The 18,367-nt window shown below is 56.9% G+C and carries 16 protein-coding genes; 7 read left to right on the forward strand and 9 right to left on the reverse strand.

Annotated elements, in window-relative coordinates; all coding sequences use genetic code 11:
- Positions 1-20: 20 nt before the first annotated feature.
- The 3 genes from AC0QKW_RS08180 to AC0QKW_RS08190 all read right to left on the reverse strand — a co-directional run bounded on the left by AC0QKW_RS08180 (position 21) and on the right by AC0QKW_RS08190 (position 2,547).
- Positions 21-1,676 carry a glycoside hydrolase family 3 N-terminal domain-containing protein gene (locus tag AC0QKW_RS08180; protein ID WP_473150566.1) on the reverse strand — a complete coding sequence of 552 codons (1,656 nt, stop codon included), beginning with the start codon at positions 1,674-1,676 and terminating at the stop codon, positions 21-23.
- A gap of 100 nt (positions 1,677-1,776) precedes the next feature.
- On the reverse strand, positions 1,777-2,208 hold the full coding sequence (gene rbfA / locus AC0QKW_RS08185; RefSeq protein WP_473150567.1) for a 30S ribosome-binding factor RbfA: 432 nt from the start codon (positions 2,206-2,208) through the stop codon (positions 1,777-1,779).
- Positions 2,209-2,349: 141 nt separating this feature from the next.
- Positions 2,350-2,547 carry a DUF751 domain-containing protein gene (locus AC0QKW_RS08190; protein WP_473150568.1) on the reverse strand — a complete coding sequence of 66 codons (198 nt, stop codon included), beginning with the start codon at positions 2,545-2,547 and terminating at the stop codon, positions 2,350-2,352.
- A gap of 191 nt (positions 2,548-2,738) precedes the next feature.
- Here AC0QKW_RS08190 and AC0QKW_RS08195 point away from each other — a divergent pair, with 191 nt between their 5' ends.
- The 4 genes from AC0QKW_RS08195 (at position 2,739) to AC0QKW_RS08210 (ending at position 9,929) form a co-directional block, all read left to right on the forward strand.
- A complete protein-coding gene (locus AC0QKW_RS08195) occupies positions 2,739-3,590 on the forward strand; it encodes a DNA adenine methylase (protein WP_473150569.1) in 852 nt (283 codons plus the stop codon).
- Positions 3,591-3,709: 119 nt separating this feature from the next.
- Positions 3,710-4,435 (forward strand): EcsC family protein, encoded by a 726-nt coding sequence (locus AC0QKW_RS08200; protein WP_473150570.1) that lies wholly within the window; start codon positions 3,710-3,712, stop codon positions 4,433-4,435.
- 647 nt (positions 4,436-5,082) lie between these two features.
- The gene (gene hppD, locus AC0QKW_RS08205; protein WP_473150571.1) at positions 5,083-6,171 is read left to right on the forward strand and encodes a 4-hydroxyphenylpyruvate dioxygenase; all 1,089 of its coding nucleotides are present in this window, start codon (positions 5,083-5,085) and stop codon (positions 6,169-6,171) included.
- A 311-nt stretch (positions 6,172-6,482) separates the two neighbouring features.
- A complete protein-coding gene (locus tag AC0QKW_RS08210; protein ID WP_473150572.1) occupies positions 6,483-9,929 on the forward strand; it encodes a non-ribosomal peptide synthetase in 3,447 nt (1,148 codons plus the stop codon).
- A 206-nt stretch (positions 9,930-10,135) separates the two neighbouring features.
- Here AC0QKW_RS08210 and AC0QKW_RS08215 read toward each other — a convergent pair whose 3' ends face one another.
- On the reverse strand, positions 10,136-10,612 hold the full coding sequence (locus AC0QKW_RS08215; protein ID WP_473150573.1) for a CRR6 family NdhI maturation factor: 477 nt from the start codon (positions 10,610-10,612) through the stop codon (positions 10,136-10,138).
- Between the two features lie 275 nt (positions 10,613-10,887).
- Between AC0QKW_RS08215 and wecB the strand changes: the two genes are divergently transcribed.
- The 3 genes from wecB (at position 10,888) to AC0QKW_RS08230 (ending at position 14,376) form a co-directional block, all read left to right on the forward strand.
- A complete protein-coding gene (gene wecB / locus AC0QKW_RS08220; RefSeq protein ID WP_473150574.1) occupies positions 10,888-12,009 on the forward strand; it encodes a non-hydrolyzing UDP-N-acetylglucosamine 2-epimerase in 1,122 nt (373 codons plus the stop codon).
- 353 nt (positions 12,010-12,362) lie between these two features.
- The gene (locus tag AC0QKW_RS08225; RefSeq protein ID WP_473150575.1) at positions 12,363-13,007 is read left to right on the forward strand and encodes an RNA polymerase sigma factor; all 645 of its coding nucleotides are present in this window, start codon (positions 12,363-12,365) and stop codon (positions 13,005-13,007) included.
- A gap of 523 nt (positions 13,008-13,530) precedes the next feature.
- A complete protein-coding gene (locus tag AC0QKW_RS08230) occupies positions 13,531-14,376 on the forward strand; it encodes an MBL fold metallo-hydrolase (RefSeq protein WP_473150576.1) in 846 nt (281 codons plus the stop codon).
- Between the two features lie 120 nt (positions 14,377-14,496).
- Here the strand turns inward: AC0QKW_RS08230 and AC0QKW_RS08235 are convergent, their stop codons facing one another.
- From AC0QKW_RS08235 to AC0QKW_RS08255, 5 genes are all read right to left on the reverse strand, one after another.
- Entirely contained in the window at positions 14,497-15,171 is a 675-nt protein-coding gene (locus AC0QKW_RS08235; protein WP_473150577.1) for an SH3 domain-containing protein, read from the reverse strand.
- 209 nt (positions 15,172-15,380) lie between these two features.
- A complete protein-coding gene (locus AC0QKW_RS08240; RefSeq protein WP_473150578.1) occupies positions 15,381-16,499 on the reverse strand; it encodes an ABC transporter ATP-binding protein in 1,119 nt (372 codons plus the stop codon).
- A 176-nt stretch (positions 16,500-16,675) separates the two neighbouring features.
- On the reverse strand, positions 16,676-17,278 hold the full coding sequence (locus tag AC0QKW_RS08245; RefSeq protein ID WP_473150579.1) for a hypothetical protein: 603 nt from the start codon (positions 17,276-17,278) through the stop codon (positions 16,676-16,678).
- 30 nt (positions 17,279-17,308) lie between these two features.
- Positions 17,309-17,746 (reverse strand): DUF4079 domain-containing protein, encoded by a 438-nt coding sequence (locus AC0QKW_RS08250; protein WP_473150580.1) that lies wholly within the window; start codon positions 17,744-17,746, stop codon positions 17,309-17,311.
- Positions 17,747-17,888: 142 nt separating this feature from the next.
- Complete coding sequence (locus tag AC0QKW_RS08255; RefSeq protein WP_473150581.1) at positions 17,889-18,254, reverse strand: DUF1830 domain-containing protein; 366 nt, start codon at positions 18,252-18,254, stop codon at positions 17,889-17,891.
- Positions 18,255-18,367 lie beyond the last annotated feature (113 nt).

Raw genomic sequence — 18,367 nt, forward strand, 5'->3', positions numbered from 1 at the left:
ACGATCTGACCTGGTCGTCATCAATCGGTAAACTCCTCCCCATAGGTGGTGGCTGCATCGGGGAGCAGGACCGAGAGCATCAGGCGTTGGGCCAGGGGCATCTGCCCGTAGGTAAACCCCTGGGGAATGCCACTCAAGTGCGATCGCAGGGCCGCAAAGGCGTAGGGGCTACCGTAAATTGCCACACCCCGGAGCAGGTTGGCGGCCCGCAGGGCATCGATCCATGCGATGGCCAGAGTCATGGGTTTGGCTGACCCTCGAAAGGGGTTGCCCCGCACAAACAGCTGCACCACACTGGGGCGCAGCTGATCGATTTGGGGCGATCGCTCGCAACCCTGAGTATCTAACAGCTTTAGGGCGTAGTGGTGTCGCTGGGGCCAGGTAGTCGCCGCCGCCGTGCGGTCTAAAAAGCGGCAGTCGAGGGCGTCATCCACAATCACCAGGTTGTCGCCGGGGGCCGCAGCTGAGCAGGGAACTACCTGCCCCTGCACCGTCATCGAGGCCGTGAGTATATCAGCGGCAAGCTGCCGGGCATAGGGCTGGGCCAAGGCATGGATCTGAAGGGGGGGCGGGGGCAGGTGCTCCCAGGCGTGGCAGGTGATATCGGCGGCATAGGCCGGTGCGGCTTTTTGTTTGGCTCGCCACAGCCGCTCAACGCTGGTCAAAATTCGCTCTGGGGTAATGCGGCCCTGCTTTACCGCTTCGACCACGGCGGCAATCACCCCCTCAGGGTCGCCGGGCATGAGCAGCACATCGGCCCCCGCTTCTACGGCCAGTACTGCCGCCTCGTAGGGGCCATAGGTATTGGCGATCGCCCCCATGATTAGCGCGTCGGTGACGATCAGCCCGTCAAAGCCCAGTTGGTCACGCAGTAGCCCCGTGAGGGTGGGGGCTGAGAGGGTGGCGGGGTAGTGGGCATCGAGGGCAGGAATGTGCAGGTGGGCGGTCATCACTGTATCGACCCCGGCGGCGATCGCGCTCCGAAACGGCACCAGCTCCACTTTGTTGAGCCGCTCTAGACCATGGGTGATGACGGGCAAATCTAGGTGAGAATCGATCGCGGTGTCGCCGTGGCCTGGAAAGTGCTTGGCAGTGGTCAACACTGGCTGGGTTTGGGCACCGCGCAAAAAGGCTTGGCTCAGCGCCGTCACCCGCTCGACCTTGTCCCCAAAGGCCCGCACGTTGATTACCGGGTTCTGGGGGTTGTTGTTCACATCCACCGTGGGGGCCAAAATCCAGTTAATACCGATCGCCAGCGACTCCTCAGCGGTAGCCCGGCCAAAAGCTTCGGCATAGGCCAGGACTGCGGCGAGATTGCTATCGGCCACTGCCGACAGCGCCATCGGCGGCGGGAACCAGGTCGCCCCGCTAAACCGCTGCCCCACCCCCTCCTCCACATCCGCCGCAATCAACAGCGGTATCTGCGCCTGGGCCTGGAGGGCCTGGGTCTTGAGCCCTACCTCTGCTGCGCTGCCCCCCAGCAAAATCACCCCGCCGACCCCCAGCTCCTCCACGTAGCGGCTGAGGGTGGCGCTGTCAGCCTCCCACGCCGGATAGCGAATTTCGTGATCAAACAGGTGACCACTGGCCCGCACTACCACCATCTGGGCCACCTGCTCTGTCAGGGAAAGGCTATCGGGGGTCGGCAGACGGGCGGTGGTGACCGAGGGGCTCATGCACTCATCTCCTCAAAGGGGCTTAGCTGGGGGAGGCAAACGCCGCTGGCCCATGGGCATCTACCCGGCGTGGCAAGGATGGTCAGACCCAGCGCTGGGATCACGCGTCGTCATCCTCAGGAATGGGGAGAGCGTCCTCTAGATTGGCCTCTACCTCATCGTCGAGCCCTTTGGCTTTACGCTCCTGGCTAAGCTGGTTGATCAAGTTGAGTACCTGGGTGCCTCGCTCGACGCCTAGGTCTTCTTTGAAGATAATCTCAGGGGTGCGCCGTAGCCGCAGCCGCTGGCCCAACTCGGCCCTTACAAAGCCTGTCGCCGCCGTCAGCCCCTCCATGGTTTCGGCTTTGGCTTCGGGGGTGCCATAGATGCTGACAAACACTTTGGCATGCTGCAAATCGCCCGACACATCGACATCGGTAACGCTCACCATGCCCGCTCCCACCCGGTCATCTTTAATGTCGAGTACTAACATTTGGCTGACCTCGCGTTTGATCAGAGAGGCCACCCGCTCTACGCGACGATTATTGGGCATTGAGTTAAACTCCATGAACGTACAGTGTCTGGCCCAGGCATGTATTTGGCTCTAGGCGGGGAATTTTTGGCGGAGCGGCCCACTAGTTGGGCAGGCAATTGTAGAACTCCTCACCCACGGGGAGGGTCAGCCCTTGCCTGGCTACCCCAGCCCCAGCATGGCCCGCAGGGTAAAGGTGAGAAACATGAAACCAGCCACCGCTGCGCCAATCAGCGCGATCGCCGTCGGCGGCTTTTGCAATAGCGGCACCAACGGCTGCACCGCGCTGTATAAAACGCCCAGGCTAAAGGAGATCAGGTAGCGGGGGTAGCGAAGAACGTTTTCAAAGAAGGATTTCATGGCGGCAGATCGAGGGCTTGAGGGGCCAATGCGCGCAAAGCCCTAACGCACTGACTCAGAATTGATCGGGATGATTTAGATTCGTTTTACATCCTACCCCACGATAAAACGGTCTGCCTTGGGCAAGTCTTGCTATAGTTGGGGCATTCTTCACAGAGTACATTTGATCTCCAGTGATCTCAAGCAGTGTTGTGACAGCAGCCCTCTCGGTAACACCCACCCTCTATTCGCGCCCTTTTCTCAAGTGGGCGGGGGGCAAAGGCCGATTGCTCAGCCAGTATGAGCCGTTTTTACCCCAGCGCATTGACACCTACTATGAGCCGTTTTTGGGTGGTGGGGCGGTGTTTTTTCATCTGGCGGAGCGGGTGCAGCGGGCGGTGCTGGGAGACATTAACCCCGAGTTGGTGAATGTCTACTGCTGCGTGCGTGATGAGGTGGAGGCGCTAATTCGTCATCTGCGGGAGCACCAGCGGTGGCACTGCCCCGACTATTACTATGAGGTGCGGCAGCGGCAGGGTCTGCGATCGCCCATCGAGCGCGCCGCCCGGCTGATCTACCTCAACAAGACCTGCTACAACGGCCTCTACCGCGAAAATTCTCAGGGTCACTTTAATGTGCCGGTGGGGCGCTACAAAAACCCGGCAATCTGCGATGCCCTGCTGCTGCGGGCGGCTTCAGCAGCCCTACAAAAGGCCGAGATTCAGACCCTTTCTTTTGATGTGCTGTTGGAGCATTCGCTCACGCCGCAAGATTTTGTCTACTTTGACCCGCCTTACCACCCCATCAGCACCACCAGCAGTTTTACGGGCTATAGCCGCTATGGGTTTAATGAGGCAGATCAGACTCAGCTGGCTCAGGTGTTTCGCACCCTAGCGGCGCGCGGGCAGCGGGCTATGCTCTCAAACTCAGACTGTGAGTTTGTCCGTGAGCTTTACGAGGGCTTTAGGCTGCACAGCATTCAGGCATCACGGGCCATCAACTCCCGAGCCGGGCGGCGGGGCAAAATCAGCGAGCTGTTAATCACCACCAGCCCAGCCCATTAGCTGGCTCATGTCGCCTTGGTCAGTAAAGCTATGACCTAGACGTGATTGCCTATCTAGAGGCTGGTTCACAGCCTGGGGAAGTCAGTTTAGAGTAGGGCAACCCCCTCTGGAGAACTGCTGTGACTACTCCCCCAAATGTTGACCCCAAGGCCAATGCGCGCGACACCTTTCAGGCCGTCACCCAGGTGATGCAGGCAATGGTTAAGGTGTTGGATAATGCTACGGCCACCGCAGGCAACTCTGTGGTCTCGACCTGGCAACCGTTCTTAGAGCCTGCCACCGCCACTGTGGGTAGCGTGGTAGGGCCGATCGCTAGCCTGCCGTTGATCAAGTTTGCCACCCTGCTGCCCGGCATGAAGTGGCTGCTGGCTGCCATTGGTCAGGTGAATGTAGAGGAGGTGCGATCGCAGGTCGACGATCTTCGCCAGCAGCACCCCACCGATGATCGACGCGCCCTGGCCCAGCGGGTGATGGCCGAGACAGCGGTGAAAGCTGCTGGCGTGGGTCTGGCCACCAACATTGCCCCCCCGGTGGCCCTGGCGCTAACCCTGGTAGATATTGGCGCGATCGCCGCCCTCCAGGCCAATATGATCTACCGCATCGCCACCATCTACGGTTATTCCCCCACGGAGCACGATCGCCGGGGCGAGGTGCTGGCCATCTGGCTGCTGTCGTCGATGGCGGGGGGCGTCGTCAAATCGGGCCTCAGTATTGTAGAACTCATCCCTGGGTTGGGCGCTGTTACCGGCATCGCCGCCAATGCGTCGGTGATTTACGGTGTTGGCTACTTTGCCTGCCGCTACTACGAAACCAAGCGATCGGCCCCGACAGAGGTTACGGTCTAGGGTCGTGGGCGTACTATAAGCTTTTGATTTGGCTGCATGGCCAGGTCAATACTCTGCCCTTGAGCCCCTTTTTTTGGTGTTTTCTGCTACCTGTTTAGGATAAACCGCTGCCTGATTAGATAGGCATTGAAGCTGGTCAGGTGGTCATCACTACGATTGAAATTGATTCAGGCGGCGTTAGCAGATTGGAGTGAGGACTGTTGGTACCTGCACCGCAGTGCCTCGGTTGTCTTCGACCAGTACTGGGAGATGTTTCATCAAGCCGCCCACCGCTTGACTGATCGCTGGACTCTCTAGTCGTTGATGCCTAGAAGTCTGACTGGATGGGGGTCAAGGCTATTTTAGGAGAGAGTCAGGGATCATCTAAGCTTTAAATATCTTCTTGCTCTATGAAGAAGACGTGCGTTACTAGATCAGTACTTTTCTCATAGAGGAGGAAGGTGCGCCTTGGCTATGTAAGAAAAATCAAGGTTTATCTGAGCTTTAAGTATGGCTCTGCTCTATGAAGAGCGCGTATATTATACGGTTCATAAACTCCCTTCCTATGGGAGATATACATATATGTTAACAGAGGCATTGCAAAACCTGAGCGCGGATTCTTGCTTCTGCCCTATGTTTCCTTGCTGTGTCGCAGGTAAAACAAAGTCATGACTATTGAAAAGTGTTCAATTATCGACGTTGACCATCTGGAATTTTATGTGGGTAATGCGAAGCAAGCCGCTTGCTTCTACTCTCGCTGCTTTGGGTTCAACGTGGTGGCTTATCAAGGGTTAGAGACAGGAGAGCGAAAAGTAAATTCCTATGTACTGGAGCAGGGCGACATTCGCTTTGTGATTAGCTCCGCGATGGATGCAGATCATCCCATTGCCAAGAGTGTTTTAAAGCATGGCGATACGATCGCTGTGATCGCCCTAGAGGTACCCGATGTTGCCGATGCCTATCAGCATGCGGTGGCTCAAGGGGCGATCGCCACTATCCCGCCTACGGAACAAACCGATGAGCATGGCACCCTACGGTTTGCGGCTATTCGCAGTTTTGGCGATACATCCATCAAGTTTATAGAGCGGAAAGATTATCGCGATGGCGTCTTCCCTGGGTTTGTAGCCCGCACCCCTGCGTCACCTCAGCGGGGTGGTCTCCGCCGCGTCGATCATATCGTCGGCAATGTAGAGCGCGGCATGATGGATCGGTGGGTTGAGTTTCTTATGAAGACGATGGGCTTTGAGGTGCGGATGCACTTCGATGATAACGACATTGCTACTGAGTACTCAGCCTTGATGTCAAAAGTGCTGCAAAATGGCAGCAAAACCATCATTAATATCAATGAGCCAGCCGATGGTCTGCGGAAGTCCCAAATTGCAGAATATCTCGATTTCCACAACGGCCCTGGGGTTCAGCATATTGGCTTGAGCACCGAGAATATCGTCGAAATGGTGGTGCACTTGCGAGCCGCAGGGGTAGAGTTTTTGCCCATTCCTCAGACCTACTACGATAATTTACCTGACTGGGTCTATGAGCTAGATCTGCCGGTTAAACAACTGGCAGATTTAGGCATTTTGGTAGACCGGGATGATGATGGCTACCTGCTGCAACTGTTTACGAAGCCTTTGGGCGATCGCCCTACTCTCTTCTTTGAGATTATCGAACGCCACGGCTCACGTGGATTTGGGGCAGGCAATTTTAAGTCGCTGTTTGTGGCCCTTGAGCGGGAGCAAGAACTGCGCGGCAACCTATAGTCTGCCACCTGTTTGCGGCTGCTCAAGGGTCTTGACTAGATCAGTTTATGATTGAACCTGGTCAGGTTTAGATGCTGCTTTAGGGTCTTAATTGACTCAAAATCGTATCGTTGGTTGAAAAAAAACTGTGCCGCATTAGGGCTATGTCAGCACCAAGAATTAGGGATGACAGCTTCTAATTCTCTTGCTTGGCAGGCCTTTTGAGGGGCAGCAACCCTAAAGTTGAGTTTTGACACTGCACTGGTGGGCATGCCTTAATTATGACTTTTAAGAACTCTGCAAAGATAGATCAGGCATTCGGTTCAATCGAGATGAGGGCTGATATCGCAGAAAGCCATGTCATAGAAGCCAGTGGTCTAGAACCTGGGGTTGTCGAAACAATCGACGGCAAGCATAGCAACGGTCAGAGCCGCGCCATACAAACGCCAGCCTCTAGCTATAGCGCAGCCGAAGTCTCGGGCGATCGCCCTGCCTCAGGCGTGCAGACAACTCCCACTGCGTCAAACGCCGTGGTGCTGCAACTCCCCTGGGATAGACTCAAAACGGCCACGCTAGCCTATGAGCCAGCTTACTTAGACTTTACGCTACCGATCCTGTCCTCTGAGAAGGCAGCGGCGATCGCGGCTTTGGTGGCTCTGCTGCATCGCTACGCCCAACCTGAACGGGTGATCCTCACGGTTAATCGTTCTAGTGCCCAATTGGCCGATGGGCCGATGGGCTGCTCTGGTCTGCAGATCGCGGTTACCCCTGCGACCTCTGGTCGTCAGCTGATGGAGCAGATCGCAGATCAGCTAGCACAGCCGTCATCTGCGGGCAGTGCCGATCGCCCAGACGTCGCCCTGTCTTCAAACGTTTCCCTCACCCTGCTCCCCCCAAACTCTCCGTTGTCCCAAGCGGCTGTAACAGATGCCCAGGAGCAGATATCAGGCTCCGATGTTGCCGATTTACACTGGTTTTTAGCGCCCGTTGAAACGCAGTGGCGCGGGGCGGTCATCTACAACGCCAGTCTATTTCATGCCTCTACCATCGAGCGGCTGGTCGGTCATTTAGCCCAGTTAGGTCAAGGGATACAGGTCGAGGGCGATCGCCCCATTAGCACCCTGCCCCTGCTCACCCCCGCCGAAGTAGAGCAGCAGCTTGAGGCCTGGAGCAGCCCTAGGGCGGTCTATCCCCAAGTCCCGATTTTCCACGCTGTTGAAGCCCATGCGGCGCAGCAGCCTGGGGCGATCGCCCTCCGCTTCAACCAACAATCCCTCACCTACGGAGAACTCAACGCCCGTGCCAACCAGCTGGCGCATTATCTGATCACCCAGGGCGTGTCTCCGGGAGTGCGCGTGGCCACTTGCTTTGAGCCCTCGTTAGAGGTGATGGTTGCGTTTCTGGCCATCTTGAAAGCGGGCGGCACCTATGTTCCCCTCGACCCCAACCATCCGCCCGATCGCCTCACTACCATTCTTGAAGATACACAGCCGCCGCTGTTGTTAAGCCAGGCTCAGTGTTTGCCGCTGATGCCGGCGATCGCCCCTCCAGTGTTTTGCCTCGATAGAGATTGGCAGAGACTGGTTAACCAACCCAGCCACAACCTCGATCGAGCTATCGACCTCGAGCAAACAGCCTATATCATTTACACCTCAGGCACCACGGGCAAGCCCAAAGGGGTGATGGCCAGCCACGCCAACCTCGTCAACTACATCTGGTCGGCCCACGAAACCTATGGTTTTAATGCCCATGATGTGATGCCGTCTCTAGCACGCTTTACTTTCAGCATCACCATGTTTGAACTGTGGTCGCCCCTGGTGGCGGGCGGTCAATTACTGCTGATAGAGCGTGACCATATCTTCGATTTCAAGCGCATGGTGCAAACCCTCCAGGAAATCACCGTAATTCACGCCTCTCCCAGTTTGTGGCGAAAACTGCTGCCTTATATCGAAGAAAATAATATCGCCGCCTCTGCCTTTGCCCACCTCCGCCATGTTTCTTCGGGGGGCGATATGGTGCCTGCCGATCTGTTGGCGCACATGAAGCGGGTGTTCACAAATGCCGAAGTCTACGTGATTTACGGCTGTAGCGAAGTCAGCTGTATGGGCTGTACCTATTTTGTCCCACGCACCGAGGCCGAAACCCTCACTCGCGTCGGCAAGCCCTTTCCAAATGTGGCAGTGCGCCTCTATGACGCCCATCAAAATCTCGTGCCCTTGGGTGTCTCGGGTGAAATCTATTTTGGGGGCGCTGGCATCAACCAGGGCTACCTGCACCAAGCTGAGCTGACAGCTAGCAAGTTTGTAGATATTGACGGAGTGCGCTTTTATCGTACAGGAGATGTGGGCCGGTTTCACCCCGACGGCAATCTAGAGATCTTGGGGCGTTCTGATTTTCAAATCAAGCTGCGTGGCATTCGCATGGAGCCGGGTGAAATCGAAGCGCGACTGCGACAAATGCCCGGCATTCGAGATGTTGTAGTTGCGGCTCCTCAACTGCCCGGCAATGAAGATAAAAGTCTCGTGGCCTATGTGGTGTTAGACGGAGAAGCGCAGCCCACAGTGGCAGCTATGCGCCAGTTTCTCGGCGCAACTTTGCCTGATTACATGGTGCCCGCCATCTATGTAGCGCTGCCTAGCTTACCGCTCAATGTCAATGGCAAGGTCGATCGCAAGGCTTTACCGATTCCTGCTCCTCACGATTGGATGGGTGCCGCTGACTATGTCGCTCCGCGCAACCTGCTCGAGCAAAAACTGGTTGAGATTTGGCAAGCCGCCATGGGCATACACCCCATCGGGGTGCAGTCCAATTTCTTTGAGCTGGGGGGAGATTCTCTCATGGCCGTACAAATTTTGGTGGAGATTGAGAAGCAGTTTGGCAAAACCCTCTCGATTACAACGCCGTTGATTGCACCAACGATCGCAGCCCTAGCTGCGTTATTGCTCGATTTCGATGAGCAAAAGCAACCCAGCGGCCTAGTTCCCCTGCGATCTACAGGGAGTAAACCACCTCTTTTTTGTCTCTATGGCGTGTTGTTATATCGGGAGCTGATGGAGCATCTTGACCCAGACCACCCCGTGTATGGGGTGTATCTGGAGGAAGAGGTGAACCTGCTCAAGACCGGACAGACGGATTTAGAGCAGGGAGATTTTTCAAGCGTAGAGGCGATCGCCCAACAATATCTCAAGGTGATTCGTACTCAGCAACCCGCTGGTCCCTATTATCTTCTCGGTGAGTCTTTTGGTGGGATAGTCGCCTACGAAATGGCGCAATATTTGACCCAGCAAGGCGAAGAAGTTGCCCTACTAGCTATGCTCGACTCTAGAGCACCCCATCTCTACAATCAGGGTTTTCTAAGGCACCGCTTGAAAATGCATCTAAAAATGGTTGGCACCCAGGGGCCTGCCTATCTGATCGAAAAAATGCAGCTGATCCTAGGTCGACTCAACACCCAGGGTCGACCCCGTAACCAGCAACGGCCCCACCCGGTACAACCCGATGCGGCGGCCCCAGATCAGCCGGCGTCTATAGGCGACAACCGAGCATCCTTCCGGACTCACCTCAGCCACAAATACCCGATCAAGCCCTACGCCGGGGAGACGGTACTGTTTCGAGCTATGGAACGCGACCCCTTTGAAATTGACCCCAACCAAGACATGGGCTGGGGCGGGATGGCGAAAAACTTAAAAACGATCCATATCCCCGGCGATCACCTGGGCATTCTCAAATCTCCGAATGTCAAGATCATGGCTCGACATCTAGAAAGCTACTTTAGGTAAACCTTGCGATCGATGGCACCACTCCCGTCCAGCCCAAGGCGCTGGTGGGTCTCTGCTGTCGACCAGGGTGGGCCTAGTGATGTTGGAGAAAAAGCGTAGACCTAGAGCCAGGGGCTTGATCGTGTGTGCCCAGAGGTGCCGAGGGTGACCCAATAGGAGTGAGTATTTAGATCGTCTGGCTGAGGGCGGCATGGCTAACGCCGCCGCTACCGCAGCAGGTCAAAGAGGCCGTCATCGATTTCGTAGCCCAGCATTTGGGTCATAAACTTGAGGCGAGTGTGGTTGGTCATGCCTTGAGATTTTTGCCAGGCGGCGATCGCAAAAATTTTTGCCATCATAAAAATCTCTAGCCCCTCCGGGTTGTAGCGAATGCCCTCGGTGGGGCTGAACTGGTGGGGCACCAGCATAGCGGCATAGCGGCCCAGCTCCCCCGCCTCCCAGTCGAGTGCCAGGGGCAGCCAGGGATAGACCGTGTCTAGACGAATGAACCACAGCCGCACCTCCGGCAGTTCTGACAGCTCTCTGGGGTCAGTGGGGTCGCGGCTGATGTCTATGTCAAAGCGGAGGGCCATCTCGCCTTCAAGTGCCTTGCCCTCGGCCAGCAGGGGCTCAATCACTGTCCGGGCTGGAGACAGATCCAGCGTTTGCAGGTGAGACTCGTGCAGGGTAATGGTGTGGGCCATGGAGCGATGAGGCGAGAGAACAGCTATCGCCCATTGTCGCAGAGGGCGCGCTCAGGGGCACTAACCAGGGGTGCTAAATTTAGCCCCCAGACACCAGGGCGTAGTCAGAGGGGAGAGGCCATGCAATCATAGATATCGCTTTAGGGATATTCTGCGGAGAGATTTTTCGCGGAGAATACTTTTCTGAGGCAGAGGCTCTGGGGCGACGCTGGTAGATGCTTTATTCCAGGGCTGTATGGTTGTGACACTGTTGTGATATTCGGCGCGGCGGCTCTATGTCTGACTCTCTCATGCGCGTGTGCATTATCTTGGGCACCCGGCCCGAGGCCATCAAACTGGCTCCGGTGATTCGCGCCTTTCAGCAAGACCCCGCCCTAGAGACCCAGGTGGTGCTCACCGGCCAGCACCGCGAAATGGTCGATCAGGTGATGGCACTGTTTGACCTTACCGCCGACGCCGACCTGGCGATCATGCAGCCCCAGCAGACCCTCACCGACATTACTTGCCGCAGCTTGCAGGGGCTAGAGGCCCACTTTCAGATCCAGAAGCCCGATTTGGTGATCGTCCAGGGCGACACTACCACCGCCTTTGCTGCCGCCCTGGCCGCCTTTTACCAAAAGATTCCTGTTGGCCATGTGGAAGCGGGGCTGCGTACCGACAATATCTATAGCCCCTACCCCGAGGAGGCCAATCGACGGCTGATCTCCCAGCTCACTACCCTGCACTTTGCCCCCACCACTACTGCCGTGGGCCATCTCAAGGCCGCTGGCGTGGTGGGCGAGATTCACCATACGGGCAATACGGTGATTGACGCACTGCTGACCGTGGCGGGGCAAAACCCCGACTGCCCCATCGATGGCCTCGACTGGGAGAAATATCGGGTGCTGCTGGCCACGGTGCACCGCCGCGAAAACTGGGGTGAGCCCTTGCAAGCGATCGCCGAAGGCTTTCTCACCATTTTGAACCATCAGCCCGATACCGCTCTATTGCTGCCCCTGCACCGCAACCCCACCGTGCGCGAGCCGCTAACCCAGCTGCTGGGCGACCACCCCCGGGTATTTTTGACCGAGCCCCTCGACTACCGCCGCCTAGTCGGGGCTATGGGCCGCTGCTATCTGTTGCTCACCGACTCTGGCGGTCTGCAAGAAGAGGCCCCAGGCTTGGGTAAGCCTGTGCTGGTGCTGCGCGATACCACTGAGCGTCCAGAGGCGGTAGAGGCGGGCACAGCTCGCCTAATTGGCACCAGCGCTGAGGCCATTGCCAGCCATGGCATCGAGCTACTCACCAATAAGGCTGCCTACGAGACCATGGCCCGAGCGGTCAACCCCTTTGGAGATGGCCATGCGGCAGAGCGAATTTTGGCGATCGCCAAAACCTATATCCTGGGCCCGAACTGACCCACAAATGGTCAAAGCCACTGGCCTAACCTGCCGCCTCCAGCGATTGACTCAGTCAGAGAGGTGGGCTATAGCCTTTTAATGTCATGGAATCTTGACAGGAAGGATGGGGGTAAGTAAATTCTCGGGTGTTTTTCTCAGCCGCCATAAGATTTTATACCAGGTCTAAAAGTTTGCTGTGGCCCTCACATCTTAAAGTTGAGACGTTAGAGAACCCTGGCTTGCCCTGAGTCCTGTGATGACAGTCACCGCTTATTTTTCGCAAAATCACACTGTAAATAGCGCAATTTTACACTTTACAAAAACTTGATGCGGCTACATTAGAACTTAACGGTGGCCATCTACCCAAAGTTATGCCTTCCTCAAATTCGTCAGAGACCGAGCAGTTTAACCGCGATGTCCAGTTTCTTCTAAAGCCCCAAAACCCCAATGCGCGATCGCTGCTGGCCTTTATCCAGCGCACCATTCGACAGTTTGGCTTGCAGATTTACATTACCGAGATCGATATTTTTGTCGAGGCCTACCTGCGGGGGGTAAAGTACACCCAAGACCACCAAGTTGAAATTCGTCAGCCCAAAGCCTGGATACGGCGCACCGCCTATAACATTATTCGCGAGTGCAAGCGCGATCGCCAGCGTTACTCAGCCCTCGCCTTTGACGAACTCATGGATCAGGGGCCACCCGGCCCATCTACCGCAGAGGGGGTAGATAGCACGGATATTGGCAACTTTATCAGTGCGGCGCTGCAAGCCTTAGAAACGCTTTCACCCAGCGATCGCAGCCTCATTCAGTGGCAGGTGATCGAAGGGCTGAGCTGGCAAGAAGTCCAGGCCCGACTGGTGGCTGAGGGCGAAGCCCCTGTTTCTCCCGCCACCCTGCGCAAGCGCGGTCAGCGTGCCCTAGAACGTCTGCGGCGGGCTTACCACACTTGTCATGGCGAACTCGGCTCAGAGAACCTGCTAGACGATCTATCTGATCACCCCGTCGATCAGCCTTAGGGCGTGTCATCAATTACAACTAAAACCCTTGTGGAATCAGCCCTGCCACGCCCGCCCCAAATAACAGGCTAGGGGCGGCAACCTCTGATGCTTGGGCCACACGCGACTCATTGATGACAGCCCCTAGGGTGTGGGGTTTTCTGGTAGCGCCCCCAGGTCGTGATATCCATAATTGGGCAGGTTGTCAAAATCACTCCGGTGGGCACAATGAGTCTGATCTGGGTAGTAAACTTGACAGCAGATCGCCAAGGTATTTTTTCTAAACCTGATCAAGGCCTAGCAGTGGAGCTCTGCTGGTGGAAAAACTACAGATCTCAAGCTGGACTTGGTGGGGCGGCTCTATCGGACGGCCACCTAAATTTGGTAACTAGGAGTATTTCACCGCAATGCGCCACTGTCTTCGCCTGGCCAACCCTGCGCCCGGCAAAACCTTCACCTGATAAAACGTTAGGGTTTCATGGCCAATATCGTTAGTTCATCCGACGCTTCGCTTCCGGGGCAGAATCAGTCTGCCCCCGAGCCTATGGCCTTAGGCTGCCCAATCTTTAGCGTTAGATTTTGGGGGGTGCGGGGCAATATTCCTGCCCCTGGGGCAGACACCGTGCGCTACGGCGGCAACACCGCCTGTGTGGAGGTAGTCGTCGGCGATCAGCGGGTTATCTTCGACGGGGGCACCGGGCTACGGGTGTTGGGTCGCCACCTGCTAGACCAGGGGCAGCCAGTCAGTGCCCATCTGTTTTTTACCCACTCCCACTGGGATCGCATCCAAGGGTTTCCGTTTTTTGATCCGGCCTTTGCCCCGACGACTCACCTCGATATCTACGGAGCAGCGGCTCTCAATGGGGCTTCCATCAAGCAGCGCCTGATGGACCAAATGCTCAGACCCAATTTTTTTAAGCCTCTACAAACCATGGCTGCAACCATGGAGTTTCACAATATTGCTGCGGGAGACACCCTTACCATCGGCGCAGTGGTAGTAGAGTCTTGGGGTATCAATCGTCACACTAGCGCCCTGGGCTATCGGGTGAGATGGCAAGATCGGGTGCTCGTCTATGCCACCGACACCGACCCCACCCAAACCAGTCTCGACCCCAACTTGCTGATGTTGTCGACGGGGGCCGATGTACTCATTCTCGATGGCACCTACGTCGATGCTGCCTACGCCGATGATCTCGATCGAGGGCCTGCCCCTTGGCACCTGGGAGTTGAGATGGCTCAAGCCAGTCAGGTGAAACAGCTGGTGCTGTTTCACCACGACCCGTGCCACAGTGACGATTACCTCGATCAGCTAGAGCGTGAGATACAGGGCAGCTTTGCCAACACCAGCCTAGCCAGAGAAGGCATGGTGATTGATTTGTACAACCTCTAACTTGGCGGGGCTGGCTCTGCAATGAGGGACAGGGCTTTGGAGACGCGATCGCCTCCTAATACAGCATCAAAATGCAGCTTCAAAACTCACCCTTAGAGTTGGCATGGGTTGGGTAAGGCGCTAGATAGGCTGAAGCAGATCGCCTCGCACCCAGCCGGTCACCCCCTGGTAAGTCACCTGGTACCAGATAAAGTTGTCTAGGGGGTTACCCACTCGGTCAAGGACATCGACCACTGCGGTACGGCGAGCTAGGCCCAAAATGTCGCTGTCTAGGCTGGGTGCCGATCGCAGTCGGGCCGCCTCAGCCGAGAGCACCAGGGCTGGGGTACCAGGGGCAAAGTTATGGCCCCGAAAGTCAGCGGAGCCGGGGGGAACGCCAACCATCGGATTAAAGCCAGATTCCTTGAGCACCACGGTGCCATTGGCGGCTACGATCTCTAGCTCAGTGTTGCCGAGGGTGTCAATGCGGGCAAACCGCTCGGCTTCGCCCCCGGCTTGGTAGACCGTCTGCCTGCCAGTGCTGGGCAGCAGCTCAGTCGGTGCCCCCCGCAGTTCTACAATGTCCGTAGTTTTGTTATAGAGATTCATCCGCAGACTGGCGTCGCTGCGATAGACCCGCACCACCATCGATGCGGTTTCAAAAAACAGCACCGTCTCAGCGCTGCCCGCCTGAGCTAGCATGACAGCCTGCTCTGGTAGCGGGTTTAAGCCATGTCCTGGCTCCCGGCCCCAGGCTGGGGCAATGCTCAGCCCCAGGGCTGCCAGCGATAAAACCGTTAAAGCAACTCGATTCATAGCATGTAACCCACAGTTAACCGATGGTCAGGCAGGATGGTGTCTCAAACAGTGCTTTGGTGATGGCAGGCTAGCCAAACGCTAGCACCCCACCTAAGCACACCAGATACCTAAGCGTAACCTTACTGCAAAACCCTGCTGCCGTTAACCTGAGGCCTCTCTACTCTTGACCCGCCTAGGTTTGCACCAAAGGGTTTGCACTAAAGGGTTTATACGAGCGACGAGGTCAGGCCCGACGCCTCGGGCGATTGACTCCCCTGGGGCAGTTCTTGAGCGGGGTAGAGCTGTACTCGATGGGGGTCAACGGTGATCTGCACGCGCGCACCTACGGCAATGGCGCTCCCCACAGGCAGCCGCGCCTGGATCAGCCGCCCCGAGGGGGGCTGAAGGCAGTATTGATATTCGCGCCCGAGAAATTGGCGATCGCGCACTACAACCTGCCCCTGATTACCTACGGCCAAGGACAAATCTTCCTGGCGCACCATGAGGTCTGCCTGGGTGGCCTCGGGGAGCGTGTCTGGAGCCGCAAAACAGCCCACCTCCGTCTCCCAGCCCTGGGCCACCCGGCGGGCCGGCAAAAAATTGGCCTGGGTGACAAATTCAGCCACAAAGCGAGAGGCGGGCTGGCTATAGACCATCTCTGGAGTATCGATCTGCTCTAGGTGGCCCCGGTTCATCACCGCCACGCGATCGGCCAAGGCTAGGGCCTCTTCTTGGTCATGGGTGACAAAGATGCCCGAGGCCCCCACCTGGCGCAATATGTTGCGCACCTCTTGGCGCAGGTAGAGACGCACCTGCACATCTAGGTTGCTAAAGGGCTCGTCGAGCAGAATGATGGCCGGGCGTGGGGCCAGGGCGCGGGCTAGGGCCACCCGCTGCTGTTGACCCCCCGACAGCTCGTGGGGGTAGCGGTGCTGGAGGTCTTTGAGACCGACCAGGGCGATCGCCGCCGCGCTTTGGTGCTGTATTTCCGCTGGCGAGGGCCCGCCCCGCCGCCGCCCCTGCAACCCAAACGCCACATTCTGGGCTACGGTCAGGTGGGGAAACAGGGCATAGTCTTGAAACACAATACCCACGTCGCGGTGCTCTGGCGGTAGCCAAGTAGACCCGTTCACCGCCTGATTGCCCAGGTAGAGGGCACCGTCGTCAGGCTTCTCAAACCCGGCGATTAGCCTCAGCAGCGTCGTCTTGCCGCAGCCCGACGGCCCCAGCAGCCCAAGAATTTCTCCCTGTTTTAAGGTCAAACTGACCCGATTGACCGCTGGGGGCAAGTGGGCCACGTATCGCTTGGTGAGGGCATCGAGGCGCAAAACATCAGATCGGGGCATAACCGAGACATTAGAAAAAACTAGGCCGCTCCAGTAAAGTTCGCCCAAGTCTAGAAATGAAGGCTTACTGGTGAGAAAACTACAGATCCCGAATTGGACTTGGTGTAGCGGCCTTATTGCAACTATTACTCATTAACTATACCCCTGCCTAGGCCTGCTCCAGCGACGGTAAGGGGCTAAACCATTGCCATCGCCGTGGTAATCGTCCACAGATCTACCAACAGCAACAGCAAGGTCAGGCCCAGCAAAATAAAGTACATCCAGGGCTGAGCCAGAGGCTTTACATCTTGGGTGTCAATGCCGGTGTAGGCCTCGACCAGAGCCACCAGGCGCGCAAAACCCGCCACTCGCATGGGCAACAGGTAAGCTCGTTGTTGGTCTGATCGCGCCGTATCTGAGCCCACAAAATAGTAAACAATGCCACCCTGGCCCGTCGATCGCGGCTTCAGCGCCTTGACCTCTGCCCAGGGCAAGTACCACCCGCCGCGAAACAGCCAGCGTACCCAAACTGGGTAGGTCACCCGAATGCCTGCGCCAGTCACCTCTACCCGCTGCCCGAGAGCGCCGTAGAGCGCCAACAGACCTAGGCCAATGCCTGATACTACTAGGGCTGGAGACACTGCCGCCTGGGTCACCTGAGCCAAAAAAGGCAGCGGCCCCAGCAGCGCCAGATAGAGCAGCAGCAGCGTCAGGCGAATCAGAGGAGAAATGTGAAAGCTAGCGCGATCGCTCTCAGCCAGGGGCAGGCTGGGCGGCGCAGTTGACAGTGATTCGGTCATAGGTAGCAACGGGGCAACAAGACTTGCTTCTCAAGGTAGATACTTTTGCACCACCTGCCAACCTGACCACCCCACCGCTACTAGAGCTAACCCCAGTACACCGTTGAGAGAACGGTGAAGCGATCGCGCCCAGGGGCGATCGGGCGCAATGCGGCTGGCGCTCCAGGCTGAAGCTAGCACCAGCGCCACCACGGTCAGACCAAACAACAGATGCACCGAATGCCCCAACCGACCGTACTCACCCAGGGTGCCAATTAGCCCAATGGCCAGCAGGCCCAGCACCAGCAAGACCACGGTCGTACCTAAGATGATATGAAGCGGTCTTAGCCAGGCCGATCGTTCATGCTGCTGGGAGCGAGTGTAAAACAGCACGCCACCGGTAATCGCCAACAGGCCATAACCCGTGATGGTTAGCCCCATTGACCAGGCGGCGATCCGCCACAACCATAAAAATGAAGGTAGATTCATCCCCTCTCCTGCCTATCCTGGTCAGCCATGCCCCAGCGGTTCAGCGAGAGTAGACCCTCTACCTCCCGAAAATAACTACCCTAAAGCCAATAGCTCTATCTGCCGTGGTCAGGGCAAAGCACGCTTACCCTCAGTGTAGTCTCTAGCCAGCAGGAGTAACGGCTACTACAGCCGAGGACTCTGCCACCGGCCCAGACAGAGGCTCAGCTTCGAGAATTGGACTGGAGGCGGGCTCAAAGACCGCTGGCTCAGGGTCTGCAACCCTCAAGCGATCGCAGGGAATGCTGTCTGATAAAATGGCGCTAGCCATCATACCCGTATGAATTTCTAGCAGTGCTCTGGGAACCGTTTCAAACAGTAGGCGCTGCCCTGGAAAAACAACCCGCTCAAAGTACCAATCGGGCACGTTGGTAATACGGGCAATCTGCATCTTACTGGTAGCGTTGATGTAGCAACAGAGAATCTGACTCTGCCCGTCGGAGGGAAGGGGATCAAGAATTTGTGCCATTTGATGCTTTACGGCAATACTGCAAGAATCACTGGGCAAAGCCTAACACCTCGCGATCCCCAGCTGTTGTAAAGGCGACTACCAACCCCTGCAACAGCTCAACTATTCAAAAT

The organism is Pseudanabaena sp. PCC 9330 (assembly GCF_055795045.1).